The 22244-nt window shown below is 64.0% G+C and carries 23 protein-coding genes; 7 read left to right on the forward strand and 16 right to left on the reverse strand.

Going from position 1 to position 22244, the window contains the following annotated elements; genetic code table 11:
• Positions 1–18: 18 nt before the first annotated feature.
• Together RAD04_RS16860 and chrA are read left to right on the forward strand one after the other, a co-directional pair.
• Positions 19–837: a chromate resistance protein ChrB domain-containing protein gene (locus RAD04_RS16860; RefSeq protein ID WP_461624654.1), complete on the forward strand. Its 819-nt coding sequence runs from the start codon at positions 19–21 to the stop codon at positions 835–837.
• The gene (chrA, locus tag RAD04_RS16865) at positions 837–2222 is read left to right on the forward strand and encodes a chromate efflux transporter (protein ID WP_461624655.1); all 1386 of its coding nucleotides are present in this window, start codon (positions 837–839) and stop codon (positions 2220–2222) included. The genes RAD04_RS16860 and chrA overlap by 1 nt, the downstream gene beginning before the upstream one ends.
• Before the next feature lie 119 nt (positions 2223–2341).
• Here chrA and RAD04_RS16870 read toward each other — a convergent pair whose 3' ends face one another.
• Together RAD04_RS16870 and RAD04_RS16875 are read right to left on the reverse strand one after the other, a co-directional pair.
• The gene (locus tag RAD04_RS16870; RefSeq protein WP_026202141.1) at positions 2342–2569 is read right to left on the reverse strand and encodes a hypothetical protein; all 228 of its coding nucleotides are present in this window, start codon (positions 2567–2569) and stop codon (positions 2342–2344) included.
• A 171-nt stretch (positions 2570–2740) separates the two neighbouring features.
• Positions 2741–2935 (reverse strand): hypothetical protein, encoded by a 195-nt coding sequence (locus tag RAD04_RS16875; RefSeq protein ID WP_461624656.1) that lies wholly within the window; start codon positions 2933–2935, stop codon positions 2741–2743.
• Between the two features lie 170 nt (positions 2936–3105).
• Between RAD04_RS16875 and RAD04_RS16880 the strand changes: the two genes are divergently transcribed.
• The 3 genes from RAD04_RS16880 (at position 3106) to RAD04_RS16890 (ending at position 4470) form a co-directional block, all read left to right on the forward strand.
• Complete coding sequence (locus RAD04_RS16880; RefSeq protein ID WP_461624657.1) at positions 3106–3555, forward strand: dodecin family protein; 450 nt, start codon at positions 3106–3108, stop codon at positions 3553–3555.
• A gap of 174 nt (positions 3556–3729) precedes the next feature.
• Entirely contained in the window at positions 3730–4041 is a 312-nt protein-coding gene (locus RAD04_RS16885; RefSeq protein WP_461624658.1) for a hypothetical protein, read from the forward strand.
• A gap of 210 nt (positions 4042–4251) precedes the next feature.
• Positions 4252–4470, forward strand: a complete 219-nt coding sequence (locus RAD04_RS16890) for a hypothetical protein (RefSeq protein WP_212244940.1) — start codon at positions 4252–4254, stop codon at positions 4468–4470.
• Between the two features lie 176 nt (positions 4471–4646).
• Here the strand turns inward: RAD04_RS16890 and RAD04_RS16895 are convergent, their stop codons facing one another.
• From RAD04_RS16895 to rpoZ, 14 genes are all read right to left on the reverse strand, one after another.
• On the reverse strand, positions 4647–5627 hold the full coding sequence (locus tag RAD04_RS16895; protein ID WP_461624659.1) for an ABC transporter substrate-binding protein: 981 nt from the start codon (positions 5625–5627) through the stop codon (positions 4647–4649).
• A 304-nt stretch (positions 5628–5931) separates the two neighbouring features.
• Positions 5932–6600 (reverse strand): hypothetical protein, encoded by a 669-nt coding sequence (locus RAD04_RS16900; protein ID WP_461624660.1) that lies wholly within the window; start codon positions 6598–6600, stop codon positions 5932–5934.
• Between the two features lie 1297 nt (positions 6601–7897).
• Positions 7898–9442 (reverse strand): GMC family oxidoreductase, encoded by a 1545-nt coding sequence (locus tag RAD04_RS16905; protein WP_461624661.1) that lies wholly within the window; start codon positions 9440–9442, stop codon positions 7898–7900.
• A 276-nt stretch (positions 9443–9718) separates the two neighbouring features.
• The gene (parC, locus tag RAD04_RS16910) at positions 9719–11977 is read right to left on the reverse strand and encodes a DNA topoisomerase IV subunit A (protein ID WP_461624662.1); all 2259 of its coding nucleotides are present in this window, start codon (positions 11975–11977) and stop codon (positions 9719–9721) included.
• A 60-nt stretch (positions 11978–12037) separates the two neighbouring features.
• Positions 12038–12325 (reverse strand): hypothetical protein, encoded by a 288-nt coding sequence (locus tag RAD04_RS16915; RefSeq protein ID WP_018320016.1) that lies wholly within the window; start codon positions 12323–12325, stop codon positions 12038–12040.
• Positions 12326–12427: 102 nt separating this feature from the next.
• Positions 12428–13180 carry a DNA repair protein RecO gene (gene recO / locus RAD04_RS16920; protein ID WP_461624663.1) on the reverse strand — a complete coding sequence of 251 codons (753 nt, stop codon included), beginning with the start codon at positions 13178–13180 and terminating at the stop codon, positions 12428–12430.
• A gap of 122 nt (positions 13181–13302) precedes the next feature.
• Entirely contained in the window at positions 13303–13683 is a 381-nt protein-coding gene (locus RAD04_RS16925; protein ID WP_038972470.1) for a hypothetical protein, read from the reverse strand.
• Between the two features lie 21 nt (positions 13684–13704).
• Complete coding sequence (gene era, locus RAD04_RS16930) at positions 13705–14631, reverse strand: GTPase Era (protein ID WP_461624664.1); 927 nt, start codon at positions 14629–14631, stop codon at positions 13705–13707.
• Complete coding sequence (gene rnc / locus RAD04_RS16935) at positions 14621–15442, reverse strand: ribonuclease III (protein WP_018320012.1); 822 nt, start codon at positions 15440–15442, stop codon at positions 14621–14623. Before rnc ends, era begins: the two co-directional genes overlap by 11 nt.
• Positions 15439–16203 carry a signal peptidase I gene (gene lepB, locus RAD04_RS16940; protein ID WP_018320011.1) on the reverse strand — a complete coding sequence of 255 codons (765 nt, stop codon included), beginning with the start codon at positions 16201–16203 and terminating at the stop codon, positions 15439–15441. Before lepB ends, rnc begins: the two co-directional genes overlap by 4 nt.
• A 249-nt stretch (positions 16204–16452) precedes the next feature.
• Entirely contained in the window at positions 16453–16872 is a 420-nt protein-coding gene (acpS, locus tag RAD04_RS16945; RefSeq protein WP_461620620.1) for a holo-ACP synthase, read from the reverse strand.
• Positions 16869–17621, reverse strand: a complete 753-nt coding sequence (locus RAD04_RS16950; RefSeq protein ID WP_461624665.1) for a pyridoxine 5'-phosphate synthase — start codon at positions 17619–17621, stop codon at positions 16869–16871. The genes acpS and RAD04_RS16950 overlap by 4 nt, the downstream gene beginning before the upstream one ends.
• Before the next feature lie 112 nt (positions 17622–17733).
• Positions 17734–20019: a RelA/SpoT family protein gene (locus tag RAD04_RS16955; protein ID WP_461620618.1), complete on the reverse strand. Its 2286-nt coding sequence runs from the start codon at positions 20017–20019 to the stop codon at positions 17734–17736.
• A gap of 204 nt (positions 20020–20223) precedes the next feature.
• Complete coding sequence (gene rpoZ / locus RAD04_RS16960; protein WP_008133017.1) at positions 20224–20616, reverse strand: DNA-directed RNA polymerase subunit omega; 393 nt, start codon at positions 20614–20616, stop codon at positions 20224–20226.
• A 328-nt stretch (positions 20617–20944) separates the two neighbouring features.
• Here rpoZ and RAD04_RS16965 point away from each other — a divergent pair, with 328 nt between their 5' ends.
• Together RAD04_RS16965 and RAD04_RS16970 are read left to right on the forward strand one after the other, a co-directional pair.
• Positions 20945–21589 carry a LabA-like NYN domain-containing protein gene (locus RAD04_RS16965; RefSeq protein ID WP_018320007.1) on the forward strand — a complete coding sequence of 215 codons (645 nt, stop codon included), beginning with the start codon at positions 20945–20947 and terminating at the stop codon, positions 21587–21589.
• Positions 21570–22244 (forward strand): uracil-DNA glycosylase, encoded by a 675-nt coding sequence (locus RAD04_RS16970; protein ID WP_461620616.1) that lies wholly within the window; start codon positions 21570–21572, stop codon positions 22242–22244. Before RAD04_RS16965 ends, RAD04_RS16970 begins: the two co-directional genes overlap by 20 nt.

Raw genomic sequence — 22244 nt, forward strand, 5'->3', positions numbered from 1 at the left:
TTTATGCGAGGACGCATCATGTCTACGTTCACGACCATATCATCTGACAAATTGGCACGGCTGATCGGCACGGCGAACGGCCCTGCCCTGATCGATGTGCGCACCGACGAGGATTTTGCCGCCGACCGGCGGCTGATCCCCGGCTCCATCAAGCTCAGCCACGATAATGTGACGGACTGGGGCGGCGACTTCGCCGGCCGCCGGGCCGTCGTCTCATGCTTCCGCGGGGAGAAGCTCGCGCAGGGCACGGCGGCCTGGCTCCGCCAGCTCGGCGTGGAGGCCGAGACGCTCGAGGGCGGCTTCGAGGGCTGGAAGGCGGCCAAGCTGCCGCTGGTCGACGCCCGCAAGCTGCCGCCGCGCGATGCCAAGGGGCGCACCGTCTGGGTCACGCGGGCGCGACCGAAGGTCGACCGCATCGCCTGCCCCTGGCTGATCCGCCGCTTCGTCGATCCCAATGCGGTGTTCCTGTATGTGGCGCCGTCCGAGGTGGTCGCCGTCGGCGAGCGATTCAATGCTGCCCCCTTCGACATCGAGAACGTGTTCTGGAGCCACCGCGGCGAGCTCTGCACCTTCGACGTGATGGTCGAGGAGTTCGGCATTGCGACGCCGCCTTTGCTGCGGCTGGCCACGCTGGTGCGCGGCGCCGACACCGCGCGGCCCGACCTCGCGCCGGAGGCGCCCGGCCTGCTCGCGGCCTCGCTCGGGCTGTCGCGGATGTATGACGACGACCTCGCGCAGCTCGAGGCCGGCATGACGCTGTACGATGCCTTCTACCGCTGGTGCCGTGATGCCACCACCGAGACCCACAACTGGCCGACCAACAAGGTGAAGGCTTAATGGACACCCGTAACGTTCAAGCTGGAGCTGATGCCGGTCACGGCATCAGCTTCGGTGAAGCCTTTCGCGTCTGGCTCCGCGTCGCCTGCCTGAGCTTCGGCGGGCCTGCGGGCCAGATCGCGGTGATGCACCGCATCCTGGTCGAGGAGAAGAAATGGATCTCCGAAGGCCGCTTCCTGCATGCGCTGAACTACTGCATGCTGCTGCCGGGCCCGGAGGCCCAGCAGCTCGCGACCTACGTCGGCTGGCTGATGCATCGCACCGCCGGCGGACTGATGGCGGGCGGGCTGTTCATCCTGCCCGGCATCATCGCCATCATGGGCCTCAGCTACATCTACGCCATCTACGGCAATGTCAGCTTCGTCGAGGCGCTGTTCTTCGGGCTGAAGGCCGCCGTGCTCGCCATCGTCGTCGAGGCTGTGGTCCGCGTCGGCAAGCGCGCGTTGAAGAACCGCATCATGATCGCGCTGGCGGCAATCGCCTTCGTCGCGATCTTCTTCTTCGCCGTCCCCTTCCCGATCATCATCATCGCCGCCGGCCTCATCGGCTATGCCGGCGCGCGGAGCGGCCGTCCTGAGTTCGCCCCCGCCGGTCACGGCCATGGCGACAGCACGGCATTGATCGACAGCATGCTCGGCGAAGCCGTGCCCGATCACGTGCGTCCCAACACAGCGCGTGCGATCCGCGTCGGCGCTTTGTGGCTGGCACTCTGGCTCGTGCCGGTGGTCGTGTTGCTGCTCGCGCTTGGGCAAGGCAACGTGTTCAGCCAGATTGCGCTGTTCTTCTCCAAAATGTCGCTGGTGACTTTCGGCGGCGCTTATGCCGTGCTGGCCTATGTCGCCCAGCAGGCGGTCGAGCATTATCACTGGCTGAAGCCGCACGAGATGCTCGACGGCCTCGGCATGGCCGAGACCACGCCGGGCCCGCTGATCATGGTGCTCCAGTTCGTGGGCTTCATGGCCGCGTTCCGCGATCCGGGCGGCCTGTCGCCGTTGCTCGCGGCGACGTATGGCGGACTGCTCGCGACCTGGGTTACCTTCACGCCCTGCTTCCTCTGGATCTTCGTCGGCGCGCCCTATATCGAGCGCCTGCGCGGCAACACGGGATTGGCCGGCGCGCTCAGCGCAATCACCGCCGCCGTCGTCGGCGTGATCCTCAACCTCTCGATCTGGTTCGCGCTGCACACGCTGTTCCGCGAGACGGTGCCGGTGCACGCGTTTCCGCTGGATTTCGACAGGCCGGTGCTGACGAGCGTCGATCTCCCCGCGCTGGTGCTGGCAATCGCGGCAGCAACTGCGATCTTCCGGTTCAAGCTGGGGATGCTGACGGTGCTGGCGGGCAGCTGCGCGGCGGGTGTGGGGCTAAGGCTGGCGGGGGTGATTTGAGACACGTAATCGTCGGTTCGCCGACGGAGCTGCATGGCGGCTTTGGGCCAGGAAGAGACACGGTTCCAGCACATTGGCGCGGCCCGATAACCGGCGACGCCCGAGACATTCGTTTCAGCTCAGATGGCAGCTCCGGCCAGCAAGAAAGTACCGCCAAGTGCGACCATCACAAGTCCAGGCCAGTTCGATTTGATGCCGAAGCCGCCACCTGGCCTTTCAGGCTCCAGCGTGTCACGCCCGGAGCGAAGCCACCTTCCACCGCTGAATCGGCCTCGCCAGATGGGCTGAAACGCCATCTGGAGTATGCCGCCGAAAACAAGCAGCACACCAAGCCATATGAGGGTCATGCTCACCTCCTCTACCCGTGAACGCCGATAGTGCTGCGCCGAAACTTCGGTCCATTCAGCATCTATCCGCGGCTCTCGGAATCAGACCGACCTTGAAAGCCGCCGGACTCACCAGCGCGCCGCACGCAGGCTGGGGATCGCACTCACCGAAGCTCAGGCTACGCATCCCGCTTAGTCTTCGTCCGGCTCGCGCACGACCGGCGATTCGTCGGTTTGGTTCTCCTCCTCGTCTTGCTCTTCGTCCTCATCCTCTTCGTCGTCATCTTCTCCGTCGTCATCAGGATCTCGAGGCGGCATCGTGTTGCTCATAACCGCGAAGACATGCCATTCGATCCTGGCGGGAACCTGCTCGGGGAGTAGGGTCATGTTGTTGCTCCTCGGATGTGCCCTGGGGCACTTTACCCCTTTTTCGGCGAGGCAGGTGACCGAGATGGTTCGCGTGCGAGCCAGAGCTCCTTCCAAAGCTTCCTTCCAGAGTTTCTTGGCATCTTTCTCCCGCTCGGCACGAGCCATAGCCGTTTTGTTTGAGCGTGAGCTTGCGCGCCAACCGGATCGTGCCGGTCCGGGGCAGACTGAAAAGAGACAGCCAGGTGGACGCTTTTCCGTCGATCCGCCCTGAGCGGACACGATGGCGCAGGTCCGGCAGTTCATTCGGAGCCAAGAGCCGCCCCTCCGCCAGCAGTTTGTCCCTTCTCGGCTCCGTCCGAAACGGTATCAGCGTCGAGATCCTGATGCTAGATTTCCTGGGTCATACCGAACAGGAGGACGACATGCCTGATAGCGTCTACAAGGTCATAGAACTGGTCGGTACCAGCAGCGACTCGTGGGAGAAGGCGGCCGCCAATGCGGTCGAGCAAGCTGCGAAATCTCTCCGGGATCTTCGCGTTGCAGAGGTCATCAAGCTCGATATGCAACTGGATGAGAACGGAAAGGTTGAGGCCTATCGCGCCAAGCTCAGCGTTTCGTTCAAGTTCGAGGGCTCCTGAGCCTCGGCACCTCGGCCCCCACTTGCGGGGCGAGGATGGCTCGTTGGACAAGGCGCGTTGCGCGGTCCGCCCAACCGGGCGGTGTGACCCATCCCGGAGTAGGCCCTAGTCCGACTGGGGCTGATGTGCTTTGATGCGTGGGGGCGTGAGGCGCGTGTGGCGCGTGGTGGCCCCATGTACATGGTCATTCGCAAGTACGCCAAGGTTCGTTCGGTAGCGGACGCTGCTCGCCGCGCCAAGAGCGGCGTCGGCGAGATCCTACGACAATCGCACGGATTCAAATCTTACTATGTCCTGGATGCGGGCGACGGTCTTGGTATCGCTGTGATGATATTTGACGACCGCGAAAGCGCCAATGCAGCAAATGCCAAGATACTGGCGTTTGTTCAAGCAAGTCTACCCGACCTCGATCTTGGAGTTCCCGAAATCACGACCGGCGAGGTTTTGGTGCACATAGAGGCTAATGGGTCCTCGAGCATAAAGTAGCCCTAAACGCCGGCAGCTGCGTGGGAGCGCCGCCCTCTTGCTGATGTCGTCGAATTTCAGACTCGCGCCTTGTAGCGAATGGAATGCGTCTCATTCATCCGCCCATGGTCATCGCACAGGGTGATCCCATGGGTGGTCCACTCGCGTACCGTCCGATTCTCAAGTGCGCTACCTGGTTGGGTAGCAGAATGGCCGCAGGAGAAGCCGATCATGACTGACGATCAGGTCAATCTCGTCGTTCAGCACCTTTGCGAGCAATTGCACCTTGCGCTCCGATTGAAGAACAGCGAGGCACATCCACCAAATGCCAAGGATATTGGATTTGATGCGGCCTCTGTCAGAACTGTATTGCTGACCGGGTTGCGTTCGGCGGATGTCACGATCCGCCACGAGGCAGCCGGGACGAGCGAAGAGCCGCCGTGGTCCTGAACGCAAAAACGAGGGACAGAAGCCCAGCGCCAATGTCTCAGTTGGGGTCAAAATGCGAAGAACTGCGGGTGAACAGATCCAGTCCGCTATGCCTCACGGAGCGGACGTCAATCCGAGAGGGCGTCACTGCGCAGATGGGCCATCTGCGGACTCATGCAGCGCCGCTATTGTGGTCGCTATTCGATCACCTCGTCGGCGCGGACGAGCAACGAGGGGGACACAGTGAGACCGAGTGCTTTGGCGGTCTTCATGTTGATGACCAACTCGAATTTGGTTGGCCTCTCTACCGGCAACTCAGAAGGCTTGGTGCCTTTGAGTATCTTGTCCACGTAGCCGCCCGCACGGCGCATCAGATCGCCCGCTTCGGCTCCGTATACCGACAATCCGCCATTGGCGTAATGTCGGAACAAGTAGATTGCCGGCAGATGATATTTCGCCGCCAGCGCGATGACTCGCGGAGCCTCGACATAGGTGAGAGGATCACCAAAATCGATTATCGCATCGGCGTGCTGAGCGGCGGCCGAGGCAAAGGCGGCGTCGAGTTCTTCGGCCCTGGTCGCCTCAACTATTAGCAGAACTATACCAAGCCTACGAGCCAAGCTGGGTATTTCTTCCGCCAAATAATGCCTTTGCATTGGGTTGTCGGGATTGACCAAAAGCGCGATCTTCGAGGCGCCGGGTACGAGTTCCCGAAGGATCTCGATACGTTTAGCGAGGAAGTCATCTGGTACCATGGTCGAAAGCCCCGTTATGTTGCCACCGGGGCGTGACAGGCCTTGGACGAGGCCGAGCTGCACGGGATCTGCTACCCCCACGAATACAATTGGAATGGTGGCAGTCGCCGATTTCAGGGCTATTGCTGCTTGTGGTCCCGGAGCAACGAGGACATCCGGATTGAGTGCAACCAAGTCGGCGACGGAGGCTGGTAGTCGATCCGGGGGTTGGGAAAAGCGATACTCGATCACCAGATTTTTCCCCTCCACCCAGCCGAGACTTCGCAGCGTATCAACGAACACACGCTCGGCTTGGTTCAGGGCCCGCCCGCTCCCATCACCTATGGCAAGAAAGCCAAGTCGACGGCGAGCTCCCTGCGCCCACGAGCGCCTTCGCGAAACGAGCAGTGCCGCAGTAGCCGCTATGAACTCCCGCCGCTTCATCGGATCCTCATCGCAATTTGAGGATAATGGGAGACGGGAGATATGGTATCACGTTCGATGGTCGCGCGGACTGCGATGCTGCGTCGCAAGTACGGCGTGTGGCGCCGGACGGCTTTGGGTCAAAAGCCGCCGCCTCCAGCCGAACCAAGCGATGTCCGCTCGACTCTGTGAGGCGACATTCCGATGAACAGAGAGACCTTCGGCAAGGGGCCAAAAGCGGACCTTGGCGGCGCCGAAGTGGCGTCTGCTTTCTGATCGAGAGACAACGTCTCGTTAGCGCCAGATCGAGCTGATAGCAGCCACCTCAATTCGTCGTGGTCTTACTGGCGCGCATGGACACGAGCTTTTCCTCACGAAATCGGAGAATGAGCCATGCGGTCTCCTCGAAACCGTCTGCGAGCTTTCCGTGGTGAGAATACACCATCTGAGCAGCTTGCGACTTCGACGGCGGTCCCAGCGCCGTGACGACCTCCAAACGCGACATACCTAAATGCAGCTTGCCGTCGACGACGAGGGGCGCGAACTTTTCCGGGACGATGGCGCAATCGGTCGAGGTCTCGGTGTCTTTCTCGGTGATCTCTTCAACGACCTCTGTGACGAGATGGTCCGGGCCGCCTATCTCTCCGCTGGACATGACCCATAGTCGATGCTGCGCGCGCCTATAACACAGCCAATAGATGCTACCTCCTGCGTCGCCCTGGTGTTGGATGGTCCCTTCGCCCACGGCTTCGCGAACCGCGCCGAGCGGCGTCTCCTCGAAGCGGCCGGCGAATGCGCCTAGCGAAAAGCGGGTCGCCAATCTCTTCACGACTGTCGGCCGCACGCGCTCGAACGCATGTTCGCCGACCGGGGGTGGAGGTGTTTGCGCGGAGCAGTCGTCCGCGGGGATCGCGAAAATGAGAAACAACAAGAAGAGCGTCTTTCGACCATCAACTCCGAATTGCCTGACATTGAAGGTTGAGCGCTTCTGCATAGCTCAATTGCTCATCATTTTGGGCTCAAAGCTTTCTTCACCCGCCCGATCGTTTCTGGGGCGTCGGGAGCGGCCGGGGATAGCGTATCGCTATTTCCCCGCCCCCTCTTCCGACCCTTTGGTCGGGGTCACAATTCAAATGGTTCATACACGAACTCGGTCAGCTTCCGGTCCGGGTCACAAGCCGTCGATGGCGACCAAGCGGAACGACTTCCGCTTTGCCCTTAGAAGCTGCCATTCGCGAACACCCGTCCTCGAAAAAAACGCTCGTCGCAGCGCGCCCGTCGGGCAAAACAGCCGACCAATTCCGCTACGTCGCCTGTCAAGCCCCACCCCGCAAAATATTCCACTTTACCGAAATTCGGATTTATCGTACACACCGATCACCCTGGCCCGAGACGAGGGGCGGATCGCGATCGTCACGAACCGCGGGCTGGGCAGCGATGGACGCGACGGCGTCGGGCACGATGGGCATTGCAGGGCGGCTTCAGCCGTGAGCAATGGCTTTCCGCGCGAACGACACGACGCTGACAACGTCTTCGCATGGCTTCGGGGGCGAGCACACGCCACCCCTCGGATTCCCAGCGAGGACGTGCGCGGACGGAGAAGTCGTGTGGTCCCGACGCCCGGGGTCTGTGCGTCAAGTCTTGCGGTGATGTGGCGGCCGACCGGCACGCGCATCGATTATCCGCAAGGCGACGGGGGCAATAGTGCAACGCTCCCCGAGGAGAGCACGAAGGACACCGTTAAAACCATTCGCGCAGGGAAGGCCGGGCGACCGGCAACACCTGTGGTCCACCCCGTGTGCACTTCTGTCGCGCACGGATCTCGGGTGCCGCCGGCGCCCGGCCTTCCCTGCGCCCTCGTCTTTTTCGAGGGCGGCACATGAAGCAAAACTCGGGCGAGACGCGCCGCGGGAGCGCGAACGTACGTCTGCTGTTTGAAATATGAATTGGAGCGCGATGGCCTCCCCGCTTGCTCCGTCATTGCGAGGAGCTCGCGACGAAATTGCGAAGCAATTTTGCGCTGATGCGACGAAGCAATCCAGAATCCCTCCGCGGATAGATCCTGGATTGCTTCGCTACGCTCGCAATGACGGTGTTGAAGCCGCGAGCACTGCACCATCACCGTCACCCTGAGGTGGCCGCTTCTTCAGCGGCCCTCGAAGGGCGACGGCCCGGCTGTCACTGTTGAGGTATCGAAGCATCTCGGCCGGTCATCCTTCGAGGCTCCGGATGGGGCGCTATCGCGCCCCATCACTCGCTCCTCAGGATGACGGGATTCAACGCAGCAGAAACTACCGCATCATCATCCGCGCGATGGCTTCCCCAATTACCACCGTGGTGAAATGCGTGTTGGCGCGGCAGTCGGACGGCATGATCGAGGCGTCGGCGACGCGCAAGCTCGCAATGCCCTTCACCCCGCCGTCAGGATTGACCACGCCGTCGGCATCCCCGGCGCCGCTCATGCGGCAGCTGCCGGCGGCGTGCTGGATGTCGCCGGTCTCACGGCGCAGCACTGCATCGAGTTCGTGATCCGGCAGGTGAGCTGCCTGCGGCAGCGTCAGGTCGGTATCGGCGAGCCGGATCCAGTCCGCGATGCCTGCCAGCGCCGGCTGCGACGTGATCACAGCGAGCCGTCTCACCGCATCCATCATGCGCAGCATGTCGCGGGGATCGGCCAGCATGTTCTCCTCGACGACGGGATCGATCGCGGGATCGGTCGAGGCCAGCTTCAGCGTGCCGCGCGAATAGGCGTTGAACAGGCCCGCACCGATCGCCCCGGGATTGCCGATGCCGCGGTGATTGAAGGCGATCAGGATCATGTCGCGCTTGCCGCCATTGGCGAGGCCCGAGGAATAGGTCACGCAGCAATTGGTGTGACGGGTGTCCGGGTCCGTGGGGCGCAGCTCCTCGCGAAGCTGGATCGTGGCGCGAAACAGCGGGTGATCGAAGTAGTGGCGGCCGACCGGCAAATCGCGCGCAACGCCAATTCCCATCGCCTTCAATTCCTCGGCCGGGCCGACGCCCGAGCGCAGCAGGATCGCCGGACTGTGGATGGCGCCGGCGCACAGCACGATCTGCCGCGCGCTGATCTCGTGGGTGCCCTGCCCTTCGATATGAACGCGGACGCCGGTTGCCCTTCCGTCGCTGATCAGGACGCGATCGACCAGCGCATGGCCGCGAATTTCCAGATTGGCGCGGCCGCGCGCCGGCTCGAGATAACCCTCATTGGTGCTGATGCGGCGGCTGTCGCGGCTGTTGATGGGATAGCAGGCAGCACCCTCGCCATCGGGGCCGTTGAGGTCGGCGCACCAGGGATAGCCGCTCGCGAGCGCCGCATCGCGCAAGCCCCGATCGATCGGTCCCCAGGTCTCCGGCGGCGCGCGATAGACCGGCAGCGGCCCGCCGCGGCCGTGGCCCTCGGCATCGCCGAACTCCAGATCGTCCTCGATCACGGAGAATAGCGGCATCACCTCCCTGGCCGACCAGCCGGTGCAGCCGTTGGCGGCCCATTCGTCGAACGCATCGGCAACGCCGCGGATGGCGATCTGCCCGTTCATCATCGACGAGCCGCCGAGCCCCTTGCCGCGCCAGTAGAAGCGCGCCTCCTGCCCGGCCACCCGGCGCGACAACAGATCTGGCCACTGCCATTTCTCCTGGTACTCGCGCTTGTGGATGATCGGGATCGGGTTCGGCGTCCGCACCTCCCAGGGCGCCTCATCGGCGCGCCAGTCGCGCCCCGCCTCCAGCAGCAGGACGCGCCGCGCGGGATCTTCGGACAGCCGCGCCGCAACAGCCGCGCCAGCGGAGCCGCCGCCGACAACAATGACATCGTACATCGCGTTATTTCTCGACATTCCAGAAGACCCGCGTCGCGAACGGTATCAGACCGCGCTGGGCCGTGGAATGCGAATTGGAGAGCAGCCCTGTTGCAACGACGATGGAACGACAGGTGCGCGCTGCACATTCTCCGTGCCCCGGACGCGGCGCAGCGCTACTTCAGCGGTGCGCTGCAGAGCCGGGGCCCATGTCTCCGAGCAATCGGTGCGGCGTGGTTCCCGGCTCTGCGCAGCAACGCGAAGAGCGTTGCAGCGCGTCCGGGACAAGAAAGGCCCCTACCCGATCACCTTGCCGAACTTGTTCGACTTCGGGAAACCCTTCGGCGGCAGGCGGCCGGCGTCAGCGCGGGTGCCTTGCCACTCCGCCAGCTCCTTCATGGTCGCCGAGAATTCGCGGCCCGCGGAGTCCTTCCAGGTCAGGCCCGCCTTGGCCTCGAACACGGCGACGTCGGAGAGATCGCCGTCCTTGTACTTCTGCAGCCGCACGCCGCGGCCGCGCGCCATCTCGGGCACCTGGTCGAGCGGGAAGATCAGCATCTTGCGGTTCTCGCCGATGACCGCGACGGTGTCGCCCAGCACTTCGGTAACCACGCGCGCCTCGTTCGGCATGTCGACGTTGAGGACCTGCTTGCCCTTCTTGGTGGTGCCGACGCAATCGTCCTCGTTGACGACGAAGCCCTGGCCCTCACTGCTCGCGACCAGGAATTTGCGTCCGCCCTTGTTCACGAACAGCGCGACGGGCGCCGCCTCCTGCTCGAGGTCGATGAACAGGCGGATCGGCTCGCCGTGGCCGCGGCCCCCTGGCAGCTTGGCGACATCGAGCGAGTAGAACTTGCCGTTGGTGGCGAACAGCAGCAGCTTCGAGGTCGTCTCGGCGAAAAACGCAAAGCCGAGCTTGTCGTCCTGCTTGAAGGCGAGCCCCGAGAGATCCTCGACATGGCCCTTCATGGTGCGGATCCAGCCCTTGTCGGAGACCACGACCGTCACCGGCTCGCGTTCGACGAGGGCCTCCTCCATCGCGGCGAGATCGTGCTCGGGCGCGTCGGCAAAAGTGGTGCGACGCTTGCCGAGCGGCGTCTTCGGTCCGAACATGTCGCGGACCTTGCCGACCTGCTCGCCGACCTTCTTCCACTGCTCGGCTTCCGAGGCGAGCACCGCGTTGATGCCCTTGAGCTCGGCACGGAGGTTCTTGTCCTCGGTGCGGATCTCCATCTCCTCGAGCTTGCGCAAGGAGCGCAGGCGCATGTTGAGGATGGCTTCGGCCTGCACCTCGGTGAGCTTGAACTCCTTCATCAAGGCCGGCTTCGGCTCATCCTCGGTGCGGATGATCTTGATGACCTTGTCGATGTTCAGATAGGCGATCAGGAAGCCGCCGAGGACTTCCAGCCGGTGCTCGATCTGCACCTTGCGGTAGTTGCTGCGGCGGATCAGGACGTCGCGCAGATGGTCGAGCCATTCGCGCAAGCACTCGGCCAGCCCCACCACCTTGGGCACGCGGCCCTTGATCAGCACGTTGAGGTTCAGCGGGATCTTGTTTTCGAGCTCGGTGAGACGGAACAACGATTCCATCATCAGCGCAGGATCGACGTTCTTCGACTTCGGCTCGATCACGATGCGGACGTCTTCCGCCGACTCGTCCCTGATGTCGCCGACCAGCGGCAGCTTCTTCTGGTCCAGCAGCTCGGCGACCTTCTCGATCAGCCGCGACTTCTGCACCAGGAAGGGAATCTCGGTGACGACAACGACCCAGGCGCCTCGCGCGCCCTCCTCCTGCTCCCACCGCGCGCGAACGCGGAACGAGCCGCGGCCGGTGGTGTAGGCTTCGGCGATGGCCTGCTTGGAATCGACGCAGATGCCGCCGGTCGGGAAATCGGGCCCCTTGACCCACCGCATCAGCGCCTTGGATTTGGCGTCGGGCTTCTCGATCAGGTGCAGCGCGGCTTCGCAAAGCTCGGCCGCATTGTGCGGCGGGATCGAGGTCGCCATGCCGACCGCGATGCCCTGCGCACCGTTGGCGAGCAGGTTCGGGAAGCCGCCGGGCAGCACGACCGGCTCCTTCGACTGGCCGTCGTAATTGGCGCGGAACTCGACGCCGTCCTCGTCGATGCCGTCGAGCAGAAGCCGCGCGACGTCGGTCATGCGCGCTTCGGTGTAGCGGTAGGCGGCGGGATTATCGCCGTCGATATTGCCGAAATTGCCCTGGCCGTCGACCAGCGGATAGCGCGAGGAGAAGTCCTGCGCGAGGCGGACCATGGCGTCGTAGATCGCCTGGTCGCCGTGGGGATGGAACGAGCCCATCACGTCGCCGACGATTTTTGCGGATTTCTTGAATGCCGTGCCGGGGTCGAGCCTGAGCAGGCGCATGCCGTAGAGGATGCGCCGGTGAACCGGCTTCAGGCCGTCGCGCGCGTCGGGCAGCGCGCGGTGCATGATGGTGGAGAGCGCATAAGCGAGATAACGCTCCTCGAGCGCTTCGCGCAGCGGCACCTCGTGAATTTCGGCCGGTTCTTCCGGCGGAACGATTCGTTTTCCCATGCCGCCCGGTTAAACCGTGGAAGCGAATCGGGCAAGGATGGATTGGTTCCCTGTGGGCGCCTAATGCCCCGCCCAGCCGGCTGTCACGGTCTGGGTCTGGGTCCCACCAGGCGTTTGGGCCGGCGCCGGCACGTTGGTCAGGCACCGCCGGGCGGCCTCGATTTCGGCCTCCGTCGCTCCCTTCGACCGCGCCCATGTCTCTGCGGCCGCAGCAGAATATTTCGCCACATAATACCGGACGACCGTGCAGGACGCCCGGCGAAACACGCCGGGTTGCGGCTCACCGGCCATTGCATCAGGCGCAAACGTGAGCAGCGCCGCGGACAAGGCGAATCCTCTGATCAACATTTAGGCTGTCCCCGCTATGGAACCTGAGGAAGCGAACTCAACCAGCCCCACTTCGTTCCCCCGGAACTCCATACAGAGAGGCAAAGCAGAGTCCCGCTCCGCTCATGGCGCGGGAATCGCCACCTTCGCCTGCTGCCGGATCAAGGCGTTGATGAAGCCCGCGCGCGCGTCGGAATGGCCCTGCCCGCGCGGCTCCAGCACATGGCGCAGCAGGAACAGGCCGGTGAGCCGAAAGCCGTCCTGGAGATCCTGCTCGGTGAGATCGCTTGCGGTTTCGCCCTGGCGCAGGAACGGCGGCAGGCGCAACAGGCGGTCGCGCCACGGCTCGCCCGCGCCGCGCGACACCGCGCCGCCGGATTTCGGCGAGACGTAGATCAGATCGGTGGTCTCGCCCGTGACCGCGCAATTCTCCAGCGCCAGCCCGAAGCCGAGCTCGGCGAGCATCGCCAGCTCGAAATGGATGAGATGCACGGCCGCACCACCAATATCCTCGAAATCGTCGAGCGAATGCTCGAGCAGCGCGAAGATCTCCTCATGCGGATCGCGCTCCGGCAAGAGCCGCGCAATCGAGGCGAGATGGGTGACGCCGTAGACGCCATGGGACGATCCCAGCAGCGTCGCCGCGCGCAGCTTAAGCCCTTCGATCGCATAAGTGCCGAGATGCTCGTCGAGCCGCGCCCGCCACACCGCGCTGACGCTGTTCCCCGGCTGCAGCAAGGGCCGCATCCGCGAGCCGGCGCCGCCGCGCACGAGGCCGAGATGGCGGCCGTGCCCGCGCGTCAACAGCTCGACGATGGCGCTGGATTCGCCATGCCGCCGCACGCCCAGCACGATGCCTTCGTCGGTCCATTCCATGGGGTGAAGTGTAGCGGATTCCGGCCTTCAATCGTAGGGCGGATTAGCCGAAGGCGTAATCCGCCGATTGCCCAGCACAGGTAGGTGGCGGATTACGCTTCGCTAATCCGCCCTACGCACCGTTACGCGTTGAACCAGCCCTGCGCGTCGCCGCTGAAGGAGAAATACAGGCCTACCGTCGTCAGCGCACAGGAGACGATCTCGATGGCGCTGTCGAGCTCCATGCCCTTCTCCCCGATGATCTGGCCGAGCGAGATCACCGACAGCACGAGGGCCGCCGCCAGCACCCAGCGCGGCCAGTTCTTGCGCCAATGCGCGGCGAGCCAGACGAAGTAGACCAGGAGCAGGATCATGCCGCCGGCGAGCAAGGTCCCCGTCATGATCATCTGCTCGGTCACCTCGGCACTGGGCGTGCGGTCCTGGACCGCAACGGACAAGGCGTCCAGCATCAACGACGCATAGAGCAGCGCTTCGAAGCGCCGGACATTGCTGGGCACGCTCATCGGATACCGATCTGTTCTTGGTTATTCTCTCGGAAAGTCCAGGCCCATCTCGCGGTAGCGATCGGGATCGTCGCCCCAGTTCTCGCGCACTTTGACGAACAGGAACAGGTGGACCGGCACGTCCAGGATCTGCATCAGTTCCTTGCGCGAGTCCGCGCCGATCGACTTGATGGTGGCGCCGCCCTTGCCGAGCACGATCTTGCGCTGGCTCTCGCGCTCGACGAAGATCGTCTGCTCGATCCGCACCGACTTGTCCTTGCGCTCCTCCCACTTGTCGGTCTCGACCGTGGATTGGTAGGGCAATTCCTGGTGCAGCTTCTGATAGATTTTCTCGCGCGTGATCTCGGCCGCCAGCTGCCGCATCGGCGCGTCCGACATCTGATCCTCGGGGTAGAGGAACGGGCCCGATGGCACTATCTCGGCGAGAGTCTTGCGGAGGTCGTCGACGCCGTCGCCCGAGATCGCCGCGATCATGAAGGTCCGCGCGAACTTCATGCGCTCGTTGGCGGCCTGCGCCAGCGCCAGCAGTTTCTCGCGCTGAACCAGATCGACCTTGTTGATGACAAGGATCTTCTCGTGATTGACGCTGGCCGCCTTGGTGAGGATCGCCTCGGCCTCCTCGTCGATCCCGGTCTTGGCGTCGAGCAGCACGCAGACCAGATCGGCGTCATGCGCCCCGCTCCAGGCGGTCGATACCATGGCGCGGTCGAGCCGGCGCTTGGGCAGGAAGATGCCGGGCGTGTCGACCAGAATGATCTGCGCGTTGTTCTCGATGACGATGCCGCGGATCAGCGCGCGCGTGGTCTGCACCTTACGCGAGACGATCGTGACCTTGGCGCCAACCAGCGCGTTGACCAGCGTGGACTTGCCGACATTCGGCGCGCCGATCAGCGCAACGAAGCCGCAGCGCGTGGCAGTGGGCGCCTCGCCGCTTGTTTCAGCCGTCATTGCCGCCGCCAACGCCCTCACGTTCGATCATCACTGAAGCTGCTACTTTCTCTGCCGCGCGCTTGCTGCCGCCGATGCCCTCGGCCGGCGCGAGCCCCGGCAGGTCCACCGCGACGCGGAATTGCGGATCGTGGTGCGGGCCGGTGCGCTCGACCTCGCGGTAAACCGGCGTCGGCAGCCCTTTGCCCTGCGCCCATTCCTGCAGCACGGTCTTGGGATCGCGCAACGGACGGCGCGGCTTGTGCATGCGCTCGGTCCAGTTGCGCTTGACGAACTCGGCGGCCGCCGCATGGCCGCCGTCGAGGAAGATGGCGCCGATCACGGCCTCGCAGATGTCGCCGAGGATGGACTTGCGCAGGCGCGCGTCGGCGCTGGAGCCGACCGAGCCGAGCTTGATGTCGTCGAGCAGTCCGAGCGACTTGGCCACGTCGGCGCAGCTTTCCTTGCGCACGAGTTCGGCAAGACGCTTGGACAGCTCGCCCTCATCGGCGTTCGGGAAGGCATGATAGAGCATGTCGGAGACGACGAGCCCGAGCACGTGGTCGCCGAGGAATTCCAGGCGCTGGTAGCTGTCGCCGCGCTTGCGCCCGGACTTCAGCGCCGAGACATGCGTGATCGCCTGCATCAACATATTCGGGTCGGCGAAGCTGTGGCCGATGCGCGCCTCGAGCGCCGCGTTGGCATCGGTGCCCTTGGCCTTGCTGCTCCGCGTCCGCTTCTTCTTTGCAGGCGTCTTCGCTGCAGCTTCGCTCTCAGGAGCGGCTTGCGCCTCGGTCGGTTGGATCGCGATGTCCTTGGCTTCGTCTTTCATCGGACGATTTTGAAGAACCGATTCCAGCGCACCGCCCACGGCCAGCGCCAGAACATCCAGGCATGCTCGCCTTCGGCGATGGAGAAGAAGATCATCTGGGCGCGGCCGATCAAATTCTCCTGCGGCACATAGCCGACCTGGCCGAGGAAGCGGCTATCGGTGGAGTTGTCGCGGTTGTCGCCCATCATGAAGAAATGGCCGGCCGGCACGGTGTAGACATTGGTGTTGTCCACGTAGCCGTTGTCGGCGCAATCGAGCGTCTCATAGGACACCCCGTTCGGCAGCGTTTCCTTCCAGCGCTTCACGCGGGAGATGCCGCCACCTTCCGAGCCGCAGGGCTCCTCGCCGACATATTCGCTCATCCGCTGCCGCTCGACCGGCGTGTCGTTGATGTAGAGCAGCCCGTCCCGCATCTGGATGCGGTCGCCGGGAAGGCCGATCACGCGCTTGATGTAATCGGTGGAATCGTCTTTCGGCAGGCGAAACACGACGATGTCGCCGCGGTTCGGATCCGAGCCCCAGATCCGCCCGGAGAACAGCGGCGGCGAGAACGGAATCGAATAATGGCTGTAGCCGTAGGAATATTTCGAGACGAACAGATAGTCGCCGACCAGCAGCGTCGCCTTCATCGAGCCGGACGGGATGTTGAAGGGCTGGAACAGGAAGGTGCGGATCACCAGCGCGATCAGGAGAGCGTGGATCACGACCCGGATCGTCTCACCGACGCCGCTCTCAGTTTTCGTTCCTGAAGTCACGCTCATTGCTCTCTCAATTCCGCCCGGCGATCACAGAGCGCCCTCCTCCCGCGAACGGCCCACCGGTTCGCGGCGCAAGGAGATTGTCCTGATTCTGATAGTGAGGGCCAATTCCGGCGTAAAGCCGAATTTACCCAAGCTGATTTGCGTCGGCGGACTTTTAGACGGTTGTCGGAGGCCACGCAATCAAGGATCGCATCAAAACTGAATAAGGCATTGATTTATAACACAAATCATAAAATTCGCCGGGCCCTCTCAGGGTTTCGGCAGCGGGACGGCCGAAATGATAACGAAGGCCTGCGCCAGCGGCCAGTCGTCGGTGATCGACAGGTCGATCCGCGCCTCGAACCCCTCCGGGGTCAGGGCCTGGAGCCGGGCCAGCGCCCCGCCGGTCAGTTGCATGGTCGGCCGCCCGCCCGGCAGGTTGACCACCCCCATGTCGCGCCACCACACGCCGCGCCGGATCCCGGTGCCGAGCGCCTTGGAGCAGGCCTCCTTGGCGGCGAAGCGCTTGGCGTAGGTCGCCACCACCATCTTCTCGTTCTTGGCCCGCCGCTCCGCCTTGGCCCGCTCGGCCGCAGTGAAGATGCGTTCGAGGAAGCGCTCGCCATGGCGCTCGATCACCTTGCCGACGCGGGTGATGTCGATCAGGTCGGAGCCGATGCCGATGATCATGCCCGGCTCCGGCCGCGGTCCATCGCCGCGCGCATGCTGCGCACCGTCTCGGCAAGACCGACGAACAGCGCCTCGCCGATCATGTAGTAGCCGATGTTGAGCTCCATGATGTCTGGCAGCGCCGCGATCGTCTCTGCCGTCGCATAGTCGAGCCCGTGCCCGGCATGAACCTCCAGCCCGGCGGCCTTGGCCAGCTTCACCCCCGCCACGATCAGCTGCCATTCGGCCTCGGCCTTGGCGGTGTGGCCGTCGACGACGGCGTCGCACCAGGCGCCGGTGTGGATCTCGATCACCGGCGCGCGCAGCCGCGCCGCCATCTCGATCTGGGCGGGATCGGCGGCGATGAACAGGGAGACCCGAATGCCGGCATCGTTCAGCCGAGCGATATAGGGCGCCAGCGCGTTGTGCTGGCCGACCACATCCAAGCCGCCTTCGGTGGTCACCTCCTGCCGGCGCTCCGGCACCAGGCACACGGCGTGCGGCTTGGTGGCGAGCGAGATCCGCATCATGTCGTCGGTCGCCGCCATCTCGAAATTGAGCGGCTTGGAGATCTCGGCCTTCAGCCGCGCCATGTCCTCATCGCGGATGTGGCGGCGATCCTCGCGTAAATGGGCGGTGATGCCGTCGGCGCCGGCTTCGATAGCCATCAGCGCCGCCCGCACCGGATCGGGATGGCGGCCGCCGCGCGCGTTACGCACGGTTGCGACGTGATCGATATTGACGCCGAGGCGGAGCTTCGAAGCGGGCATTTCAGAACTCGCGAAGTGACATTTCCCAACTCGTCGAGCGCGGGCTCGACCCGCGCATCCATCTTCTTTGAAGAGAGATGGGTTGCCGGGTCAAGCCCGGCAACGACAAGCATCATCCATTAACACGTTCGACTTTGGCGACGACCGCCTTCGCGCGCAGCTGTGCCAGGATCGCGCTGAGGTGCTTGAGATCGTAGACTTCGAGATCGATCGTCGTCTCCGTGAAATCAGGCGAGCGGCGCTGCATGCTGATGTTGTCGATATTGCCGTCGTGCTCGGCGATCACGGTCGCGATCTGGGCGAGCGCGCCGGGCTCGTTGACGTTCTCGACCTTGATGCGGGCGGGGAAGCGCTGCGGCGCGGAGTCCTCGATGTCCCAGCGGACGTCGAGCCAGCGCTCTGGCTCCTCCTCGAAATCCTTCAGCGCCGGCGCCTGGATCGGGTAGATCGTGATGCCCTCGCCCGGCGTGACGATGCCGACGATGCGATCGCCCGGCACGGCGCCGCCATTCGGTGCGAACTTGATCGGGAGGTCGGAATTGATGCCGCGGATCGGGATCGCGACCGGGCTGCGCGGCGGCTCCGACGACTTCTCCTTGAGCTTGGCGGCAAGCCCTTTCTTGACGCCGTAGCGCGCGATGCGCTCCTCCTTGTAGTCGGGATACATCGCCCGCGCGACGTGGGAGGCCTTGATCTCGCCGCGGCCCACCGCCGCCATGACGTCGTCGATCGAGGTGCGTGCGAGGCGCGGCAGCGCGCCCTTGAGCTTGTCGTCGGCATATTCGATCTTGGCGCGCTCGAACAGGCGCTCCACGATGCGCCGGCCGAGGCCGGCATATTGATCGCGCACCGCCGTCCGCGTGGCGCGACGGATCGCGGCGCGCGCCTTGCCGGTGACCGCAAGGGTTTCCCAGGCCGAGGGCGGCGCCGATTGCGCTTCCGAGGTCAGCACTTCGACCTCGTCGCCGTTCTGCAGCTCCGAGGACAGCGGCGCGAACTGGCCGTTGATCTTGCAGCCCACCGCGCTATTGCCGACGTCGGTGTGCACGGCATAGGCGAAGTCGATCACGTTGGCGTGGCGCGGCAGCGCGATCAGCTTGCCCTTCGGGGTGAAGCAGAACACCTGGTCGTGGAACAGCTCGAGCTTGGTGTGCTCGAGGAATTCCTCCGGGTTGGCGCTCTCCGAGAGGATGCCGATGGTGTGGCGCAGCCAGGCGAACGCATTGGACTCGCGCTTGAGGAATTCGGTCGGCGAGCCGACGCCCTCCTTGTAGAAGACGTGCGCGGCGATGCCGCGCTCGGCGATCTGGTCCATCGCCTCGGTGCGGATCTGCAACTCGACGCGCTGGTTACCGGGGCCGATCACCGTGGTGTGGATCGAGCGGTAGTCGTTCTGCTTCGGCGTCGAGATGTAGTCCTTGAAGCGTCCCGGCACGACCGGCCAGGTGGTGTGGACGATGCCGAGCGCGCGATAGCAGGCCTCGATGTCGTTGACGACGAGGCGGAAGCCGAAGATATCGGACAATTGCTCGAAGCCGACCGACTTGCGCTCCATCTTGGTCCAGATCGAGAACGGCTTCTTGCGGCGGCCATAGACCCGCGCGCCAAGGCCCCGGTGGCGCAGATTGTTGGAGAGCTGGTCCTCGATCTCGCCGATCAGATTGCGGTTGCGTTCGGCGAGCGCGTCGAGACGCTGCATCACCACCGAATAGGCCTCGGGATCGAGGGTGCGGAAGGACAGATCCTCCAGCTCCTCGCGCATTTCCTGCATGCCCATGCGGCCCGCCAGCGGCGCATAGATGTCGAGCGTCTCCTCGGCGATGCGCCTGCGCGACTCCGTCGGCACGAAATCCAGCGTGCGCATGTTGTGCAGGCGGTCGGCGAGCTTGACCAGGAGCACGCGGACATCGTCAGCAATGGCCAGCAACAATTTGCGCAGATTCTCGGCCTGCTTGGCCTCGCGCGACACCAGCTCGAGCCGCTTCAGCTTGGTCAGGCCCTCGACCAGCGCGCCGATCTCCGGCCCGAAGATCTGGTCGATCTCGGCCCGCGTCGCTTCGGTGTCCTCGATGGTGTCGTGGAGCAGCGCGGCCACGATGGTGGCGTCGTCGAGCTTGAGGTCGGTGAGAATCGCTGCCACTTCGAGCGGGTGCGAGAAATACGGATCGCCCGAGGCGCGGGTCTGCGAGCCGTGCGCCTTCATGGCGTAGACATAGGCGCGGTTCAGCAGGTCTTCGTTGGTGTTGGGATTGTAGGACCTGACGCGCTCGACGAGGTCATATTGACGCATCATGCGCGCGCGGGGCTTGGCCGGGCGCGCGACCGGCGCAGTCGGGGCCACGGCAACCGATTCGGTTGCGGCCTGCATCTGCGTGGATCTGCGGCGCCGATATACCATCCCGTCCTGCCTTCAAACGAGCCCGAGCCGGCCCGCTGTATACATCTTAGCTCCGATCGCGCTTGTGTCCGATCAATTCAGTGACAGGACGCATCGCCAAGTACAACGCATGGTAACCACGAAAACGTCAACAAAAGCAAAGGCCCGAACACCGGTTCGGGCCTTTGATAAAATCACAAGAAATCGACGATCGCGACGGACGATTTACTCGTCTTCCTCGGGCTGCTCCTCGGGCGGCGCGAGGCCTTCGAGACCCTTCAGGAGCTCCTCTTCGGTCATGCGCTCGACGGCGACTTCGGTATCGTCCGCATCGACGCTCGCGCCCGCGGAACCGATCAGCGGCACCGTATCCGGCTCGGGCTCGTCGACCTCGACGAACTTCTGGAGCGAGTGCACCAGCTCCTCGCGCAGGTCCTCGGGCGAAATGGTCGTGTCAGCAATTTCGCGCAAAGACACAACAGGGTTCTTGTCGTTATCGCGGTCAACCGTTAGTTGTGAACCGGACGAAATCATGCGGGCACGGTGGGCGGCCAGCAGGACCAGGTCAAACCGGTTGTCGACCTTGTCGATACAATCTTCTACGGTGACGCGAGCCATGGACTGTCGCTCCGTTGTGGGTGGGACGAAATATGTGGATGATTGGGGCTAGTTATAGGGGCTGGGGCGGTTTCGCAAGGCCAATTTGTGATTTGGCCTCGCCAAACGGCTCTGCTACCCCCACATTAGGGCTGGGATGGGCGGTTACCCGGGCTGCCATTGAGGGCGGCGCCGGGTCTATGAAAGTCCGCCATAACTATACCTTGTTTGCCCCGACTTCTCCGGATTTGCGGCTTCGACGGATTTCGGCGGCACCCTAGACTGCGCGGCCTGCTGCCGCCGCGCCAACAATAAACGATCAATCACGAACACTACGCGAGCAAACTGAATGTCACCTTCCTCTACCGACAAGATCGCGCTCTTCATCGACGGAGCCAATCTCTACGCGACGGCGAAAACTCTGGGCTTCGACATCGACTACAAGCGCCTGCTGAAGGAGTTTCAGAGCCGCGGAACGCTGCTTCGGGCGTTCTACTACACCGCCATCATCGAGGATCAGGAATACTCCTCGATCCGCCCGCTGATCGACTGGCTGGATTACAACGGCTACACCGTCGTCACCAAGGCGACCAAGGAGTTCATCGACGCCTCCGGCCGCCGCAAGGTCAAGGGCAACATGGACATCGAGCTCGCCGTGGACGCCATGGAGCTTGCCGAGCACATCGACCAGATGGTGCTGTTCTCCGGTGACGGAGACTTCCGCTCCCTGGTCGAGGCCGTGCAGCGCCGCGGCGTGCGGGTCACGGTGATCTCCACCATCGCCAGCCAGCCGCCGATGATCGCCGACGAGCTGCGCCGCCAGGCCGACGTCTTCACCGACCTCGTCGAGCTGCAATCCAAGCTCGGCCGCGATCCCTCCGAACGCCCCGCCCCGCGCGACCGCGGCGATCGCGAGGCCCGCCACCACGCCCCGCAATTCCTCCAGCGCGCAACCACCATGGCGCCGAGGGGCGATGACGACTTCGAGGAGTGAGGCGGCCCGGTCAAGCCGCCAGCCTCCCACCGTCGTTCCCGACCGCAATTGTCCGCTCTGTCCGCGCCTGGTCGCCTTTCGCGAGGCGAACCGGGCGCGCGAGCCGTTGTGGCACAACGCGCCGGTCGCGCCCTTTGGCGACGTCAAGGCACGCCTGTTGATCGTCGGCCTCGCGCCGGGGATGCAGGGCGCCAACCGCACGGGACGGCCGTTCACCGGCGATTACGCCGGTGACCTGCTCTATGCCACGCTGCTCGAATTTGGTTTTGCCAAGGGCACCTATCAGGCACGTCCCGATGACGGCCTGAAGCTGGTCGACTGCCGGATCGCCAATGCAGTGCATTGCGTTCCGCCGCAGAACAAGCCGCTGCCGGTGGAGATCAACACCTGCCGCCAGTTCCTCGTCGCGAATCTCGAGACGATGCCGAAGCTGCGCGCGATCATCGCGCTCGGACGGATTGCGCACGACAGCGTGCTCAAGCCGCTGAAGCTGAAGGCCTCGCAGGCCCCCTTCGGCCACGGCGCCGTGCATCAGGCCGGCGCGTTCAGGCTCTACGACAGCTATCACTGCTCGCGCTACAACACGAATACTGGCGTGCTGACGCCGGACATGTTCCGGTCGGTGTTCGCGAAGGTGAAGGCGGATCTCGATTAG

The organism is Bradyrhizobium sp. 25ACV, assembly GCF_054863005.1.

Bases quoted from the DNA above. Each gene is read 5' to 3' on its own strand.
- RAD04_RS16885 (WP_461624658.1), top strand. From the start codon at position 3,730: ATGTACATGGTCATTCGCAAGTACGCCAAGGTTCGTTCGGTAGCGGAC.
- lepB (WP_018320011.1), bottom strand. From the start codon at position 16,203: ATGAGCGTGACTTCAGGAACGAAAACTGAGAGCGGCGTCGGTGAGACG.
- RAD04_RS16900 (WP_461624660.1), bottom strand. From the start codon at position 6,600: ATGCAGAAGCGCTCAACCTTCAATGTCAGGCAATTCGGAGTTGATGGT.
- chrA (WP_461624655.1), top strand. From the start codon at position 837: ATGGACACCCGTAACGTTCAAGCTGGAGCTGATGCCGGTCACGGCATC.
- RAD04_RS16955 (WP_461620618.1), bottom strand. From the start codon at position 20,019: ATGGTATATCGGCGCCGCAGATCCACGCAGATGCAGGCCGCAACCGAA.
- RAD04_RS16970 (WP_461620616.1), top strand. From the start codon at position 21,570: ATGACGACTTCGAGGAGTGAGGCGGCCCGGTCAAGCCGCCAGCCTCCC.
- era (WP_461624664.1), bottom strand. From the start codon at position 14,631: ATGACGGCTGAAACAAGCGGCGAGGCGCCCACTGCCACGCGCTGCGGC.
- rpoZ (WP_008133017.1), bottom strand. From the start codon at position 20,616: ATGGCTCGCGTCACCGTAGAAGATTGTATCGACAAGGTCGACAACCGG.
- parC (WP_461624662.1), bottom strand. From the start codon at position 11,977: ATGGGAAAACGAATCGTTCCGCCGGAAGAACCGGCCGAAATTCACGAG.
- RAD04_RS16925 (WP_038972470.1), bottom strand. From the start codon at position 13,683: ATGAGCGTGCCCAGCAATGTCCGGCGCTTCGAAGCGCTGCTCTATGCG.
- rnc (WP_018320012.1), bottom strand. From the start codon at position 15,442: ATGAAAGACGAAGCCAAGGACATCGCGATCCAACCGACCGAGGCGCAA.
- RAD04_RS16965 (WP_018320007.1), top strand. From the start codon at position 20,945: ATGTCACCTTCCTCTACCGACAAGATCGCGCTCTTCATCGACGGAGCC.
- RAD04_RS16875 (WP_461624656.1), bottom strand. From the start codon at position 2,935: ATGACCCTACTCCCCGAGCAGGTTCCCGCCAGGATCGAATGGCATGTC.
- acpS (WP_461620620.1), bottom strand. From the start codon at position 16,872: ATGATCATCGGCATCGGCTCCGACCTGATCGACATCACCCGCGTCGGC.
- RAD04_RS16895 (WP_461624659.1), bottom strand. From the start codon at position 5,627: ATGAAGCGGCGGGAGTTCATAGCGGCTACTGCGGCACTGCTCGTTTCG.
- RAD04_RS16870 (WP_026202141.1), bottom strand. From the start codon at position 2,569: ATGACCCTCATATGGCTTGGTGTGCTGCTTGTTTTCGGCGGCATACTC.
- RAD04_RS16890 (WP_212244940.1), top strand. From the start codon at position 4,252: ATGACTGACGATCAGGTCAATCTCGTCGTTCAGCACCTTTGCGAGCAA.
- recO (WP_461624663.1), bottom strand. From the start codon at position 13,180: ATGGAATGGACCGACGAAGGCATCGTGCTGGGCGTGCGGCGGCATGGC.
- RAD04_RS16950 (WP_461624665.1), bottom strand. From the start codon at position 17,621: ATGCCCGCTTCGAAGCTCCGCCTCGGCGTCAATATCGATCACGTCGCA.
- RAD04_RS16915 (WP_018320016.1), bottom strand. From the start codon at position 12,325: ATGTTGATCAGAGGATTCGCCTTGTCCGCGGCGCTGCTCACGTTTGCG.
- RAD04_RS16905 (WP_461624661.1), bottom strand. From the start codon at position 9,442: ATGTACGATGTCATTGTTGTCGGCGGCGGCTCCGCTGGCGCGGCTGTT.
- RAD04_RS16860 (WP_461624654.1), top strand. From the start codon at position 19: ATGTCTACGTTCACGACCATATCATCTGACAAATTGGCACGGCTGATC.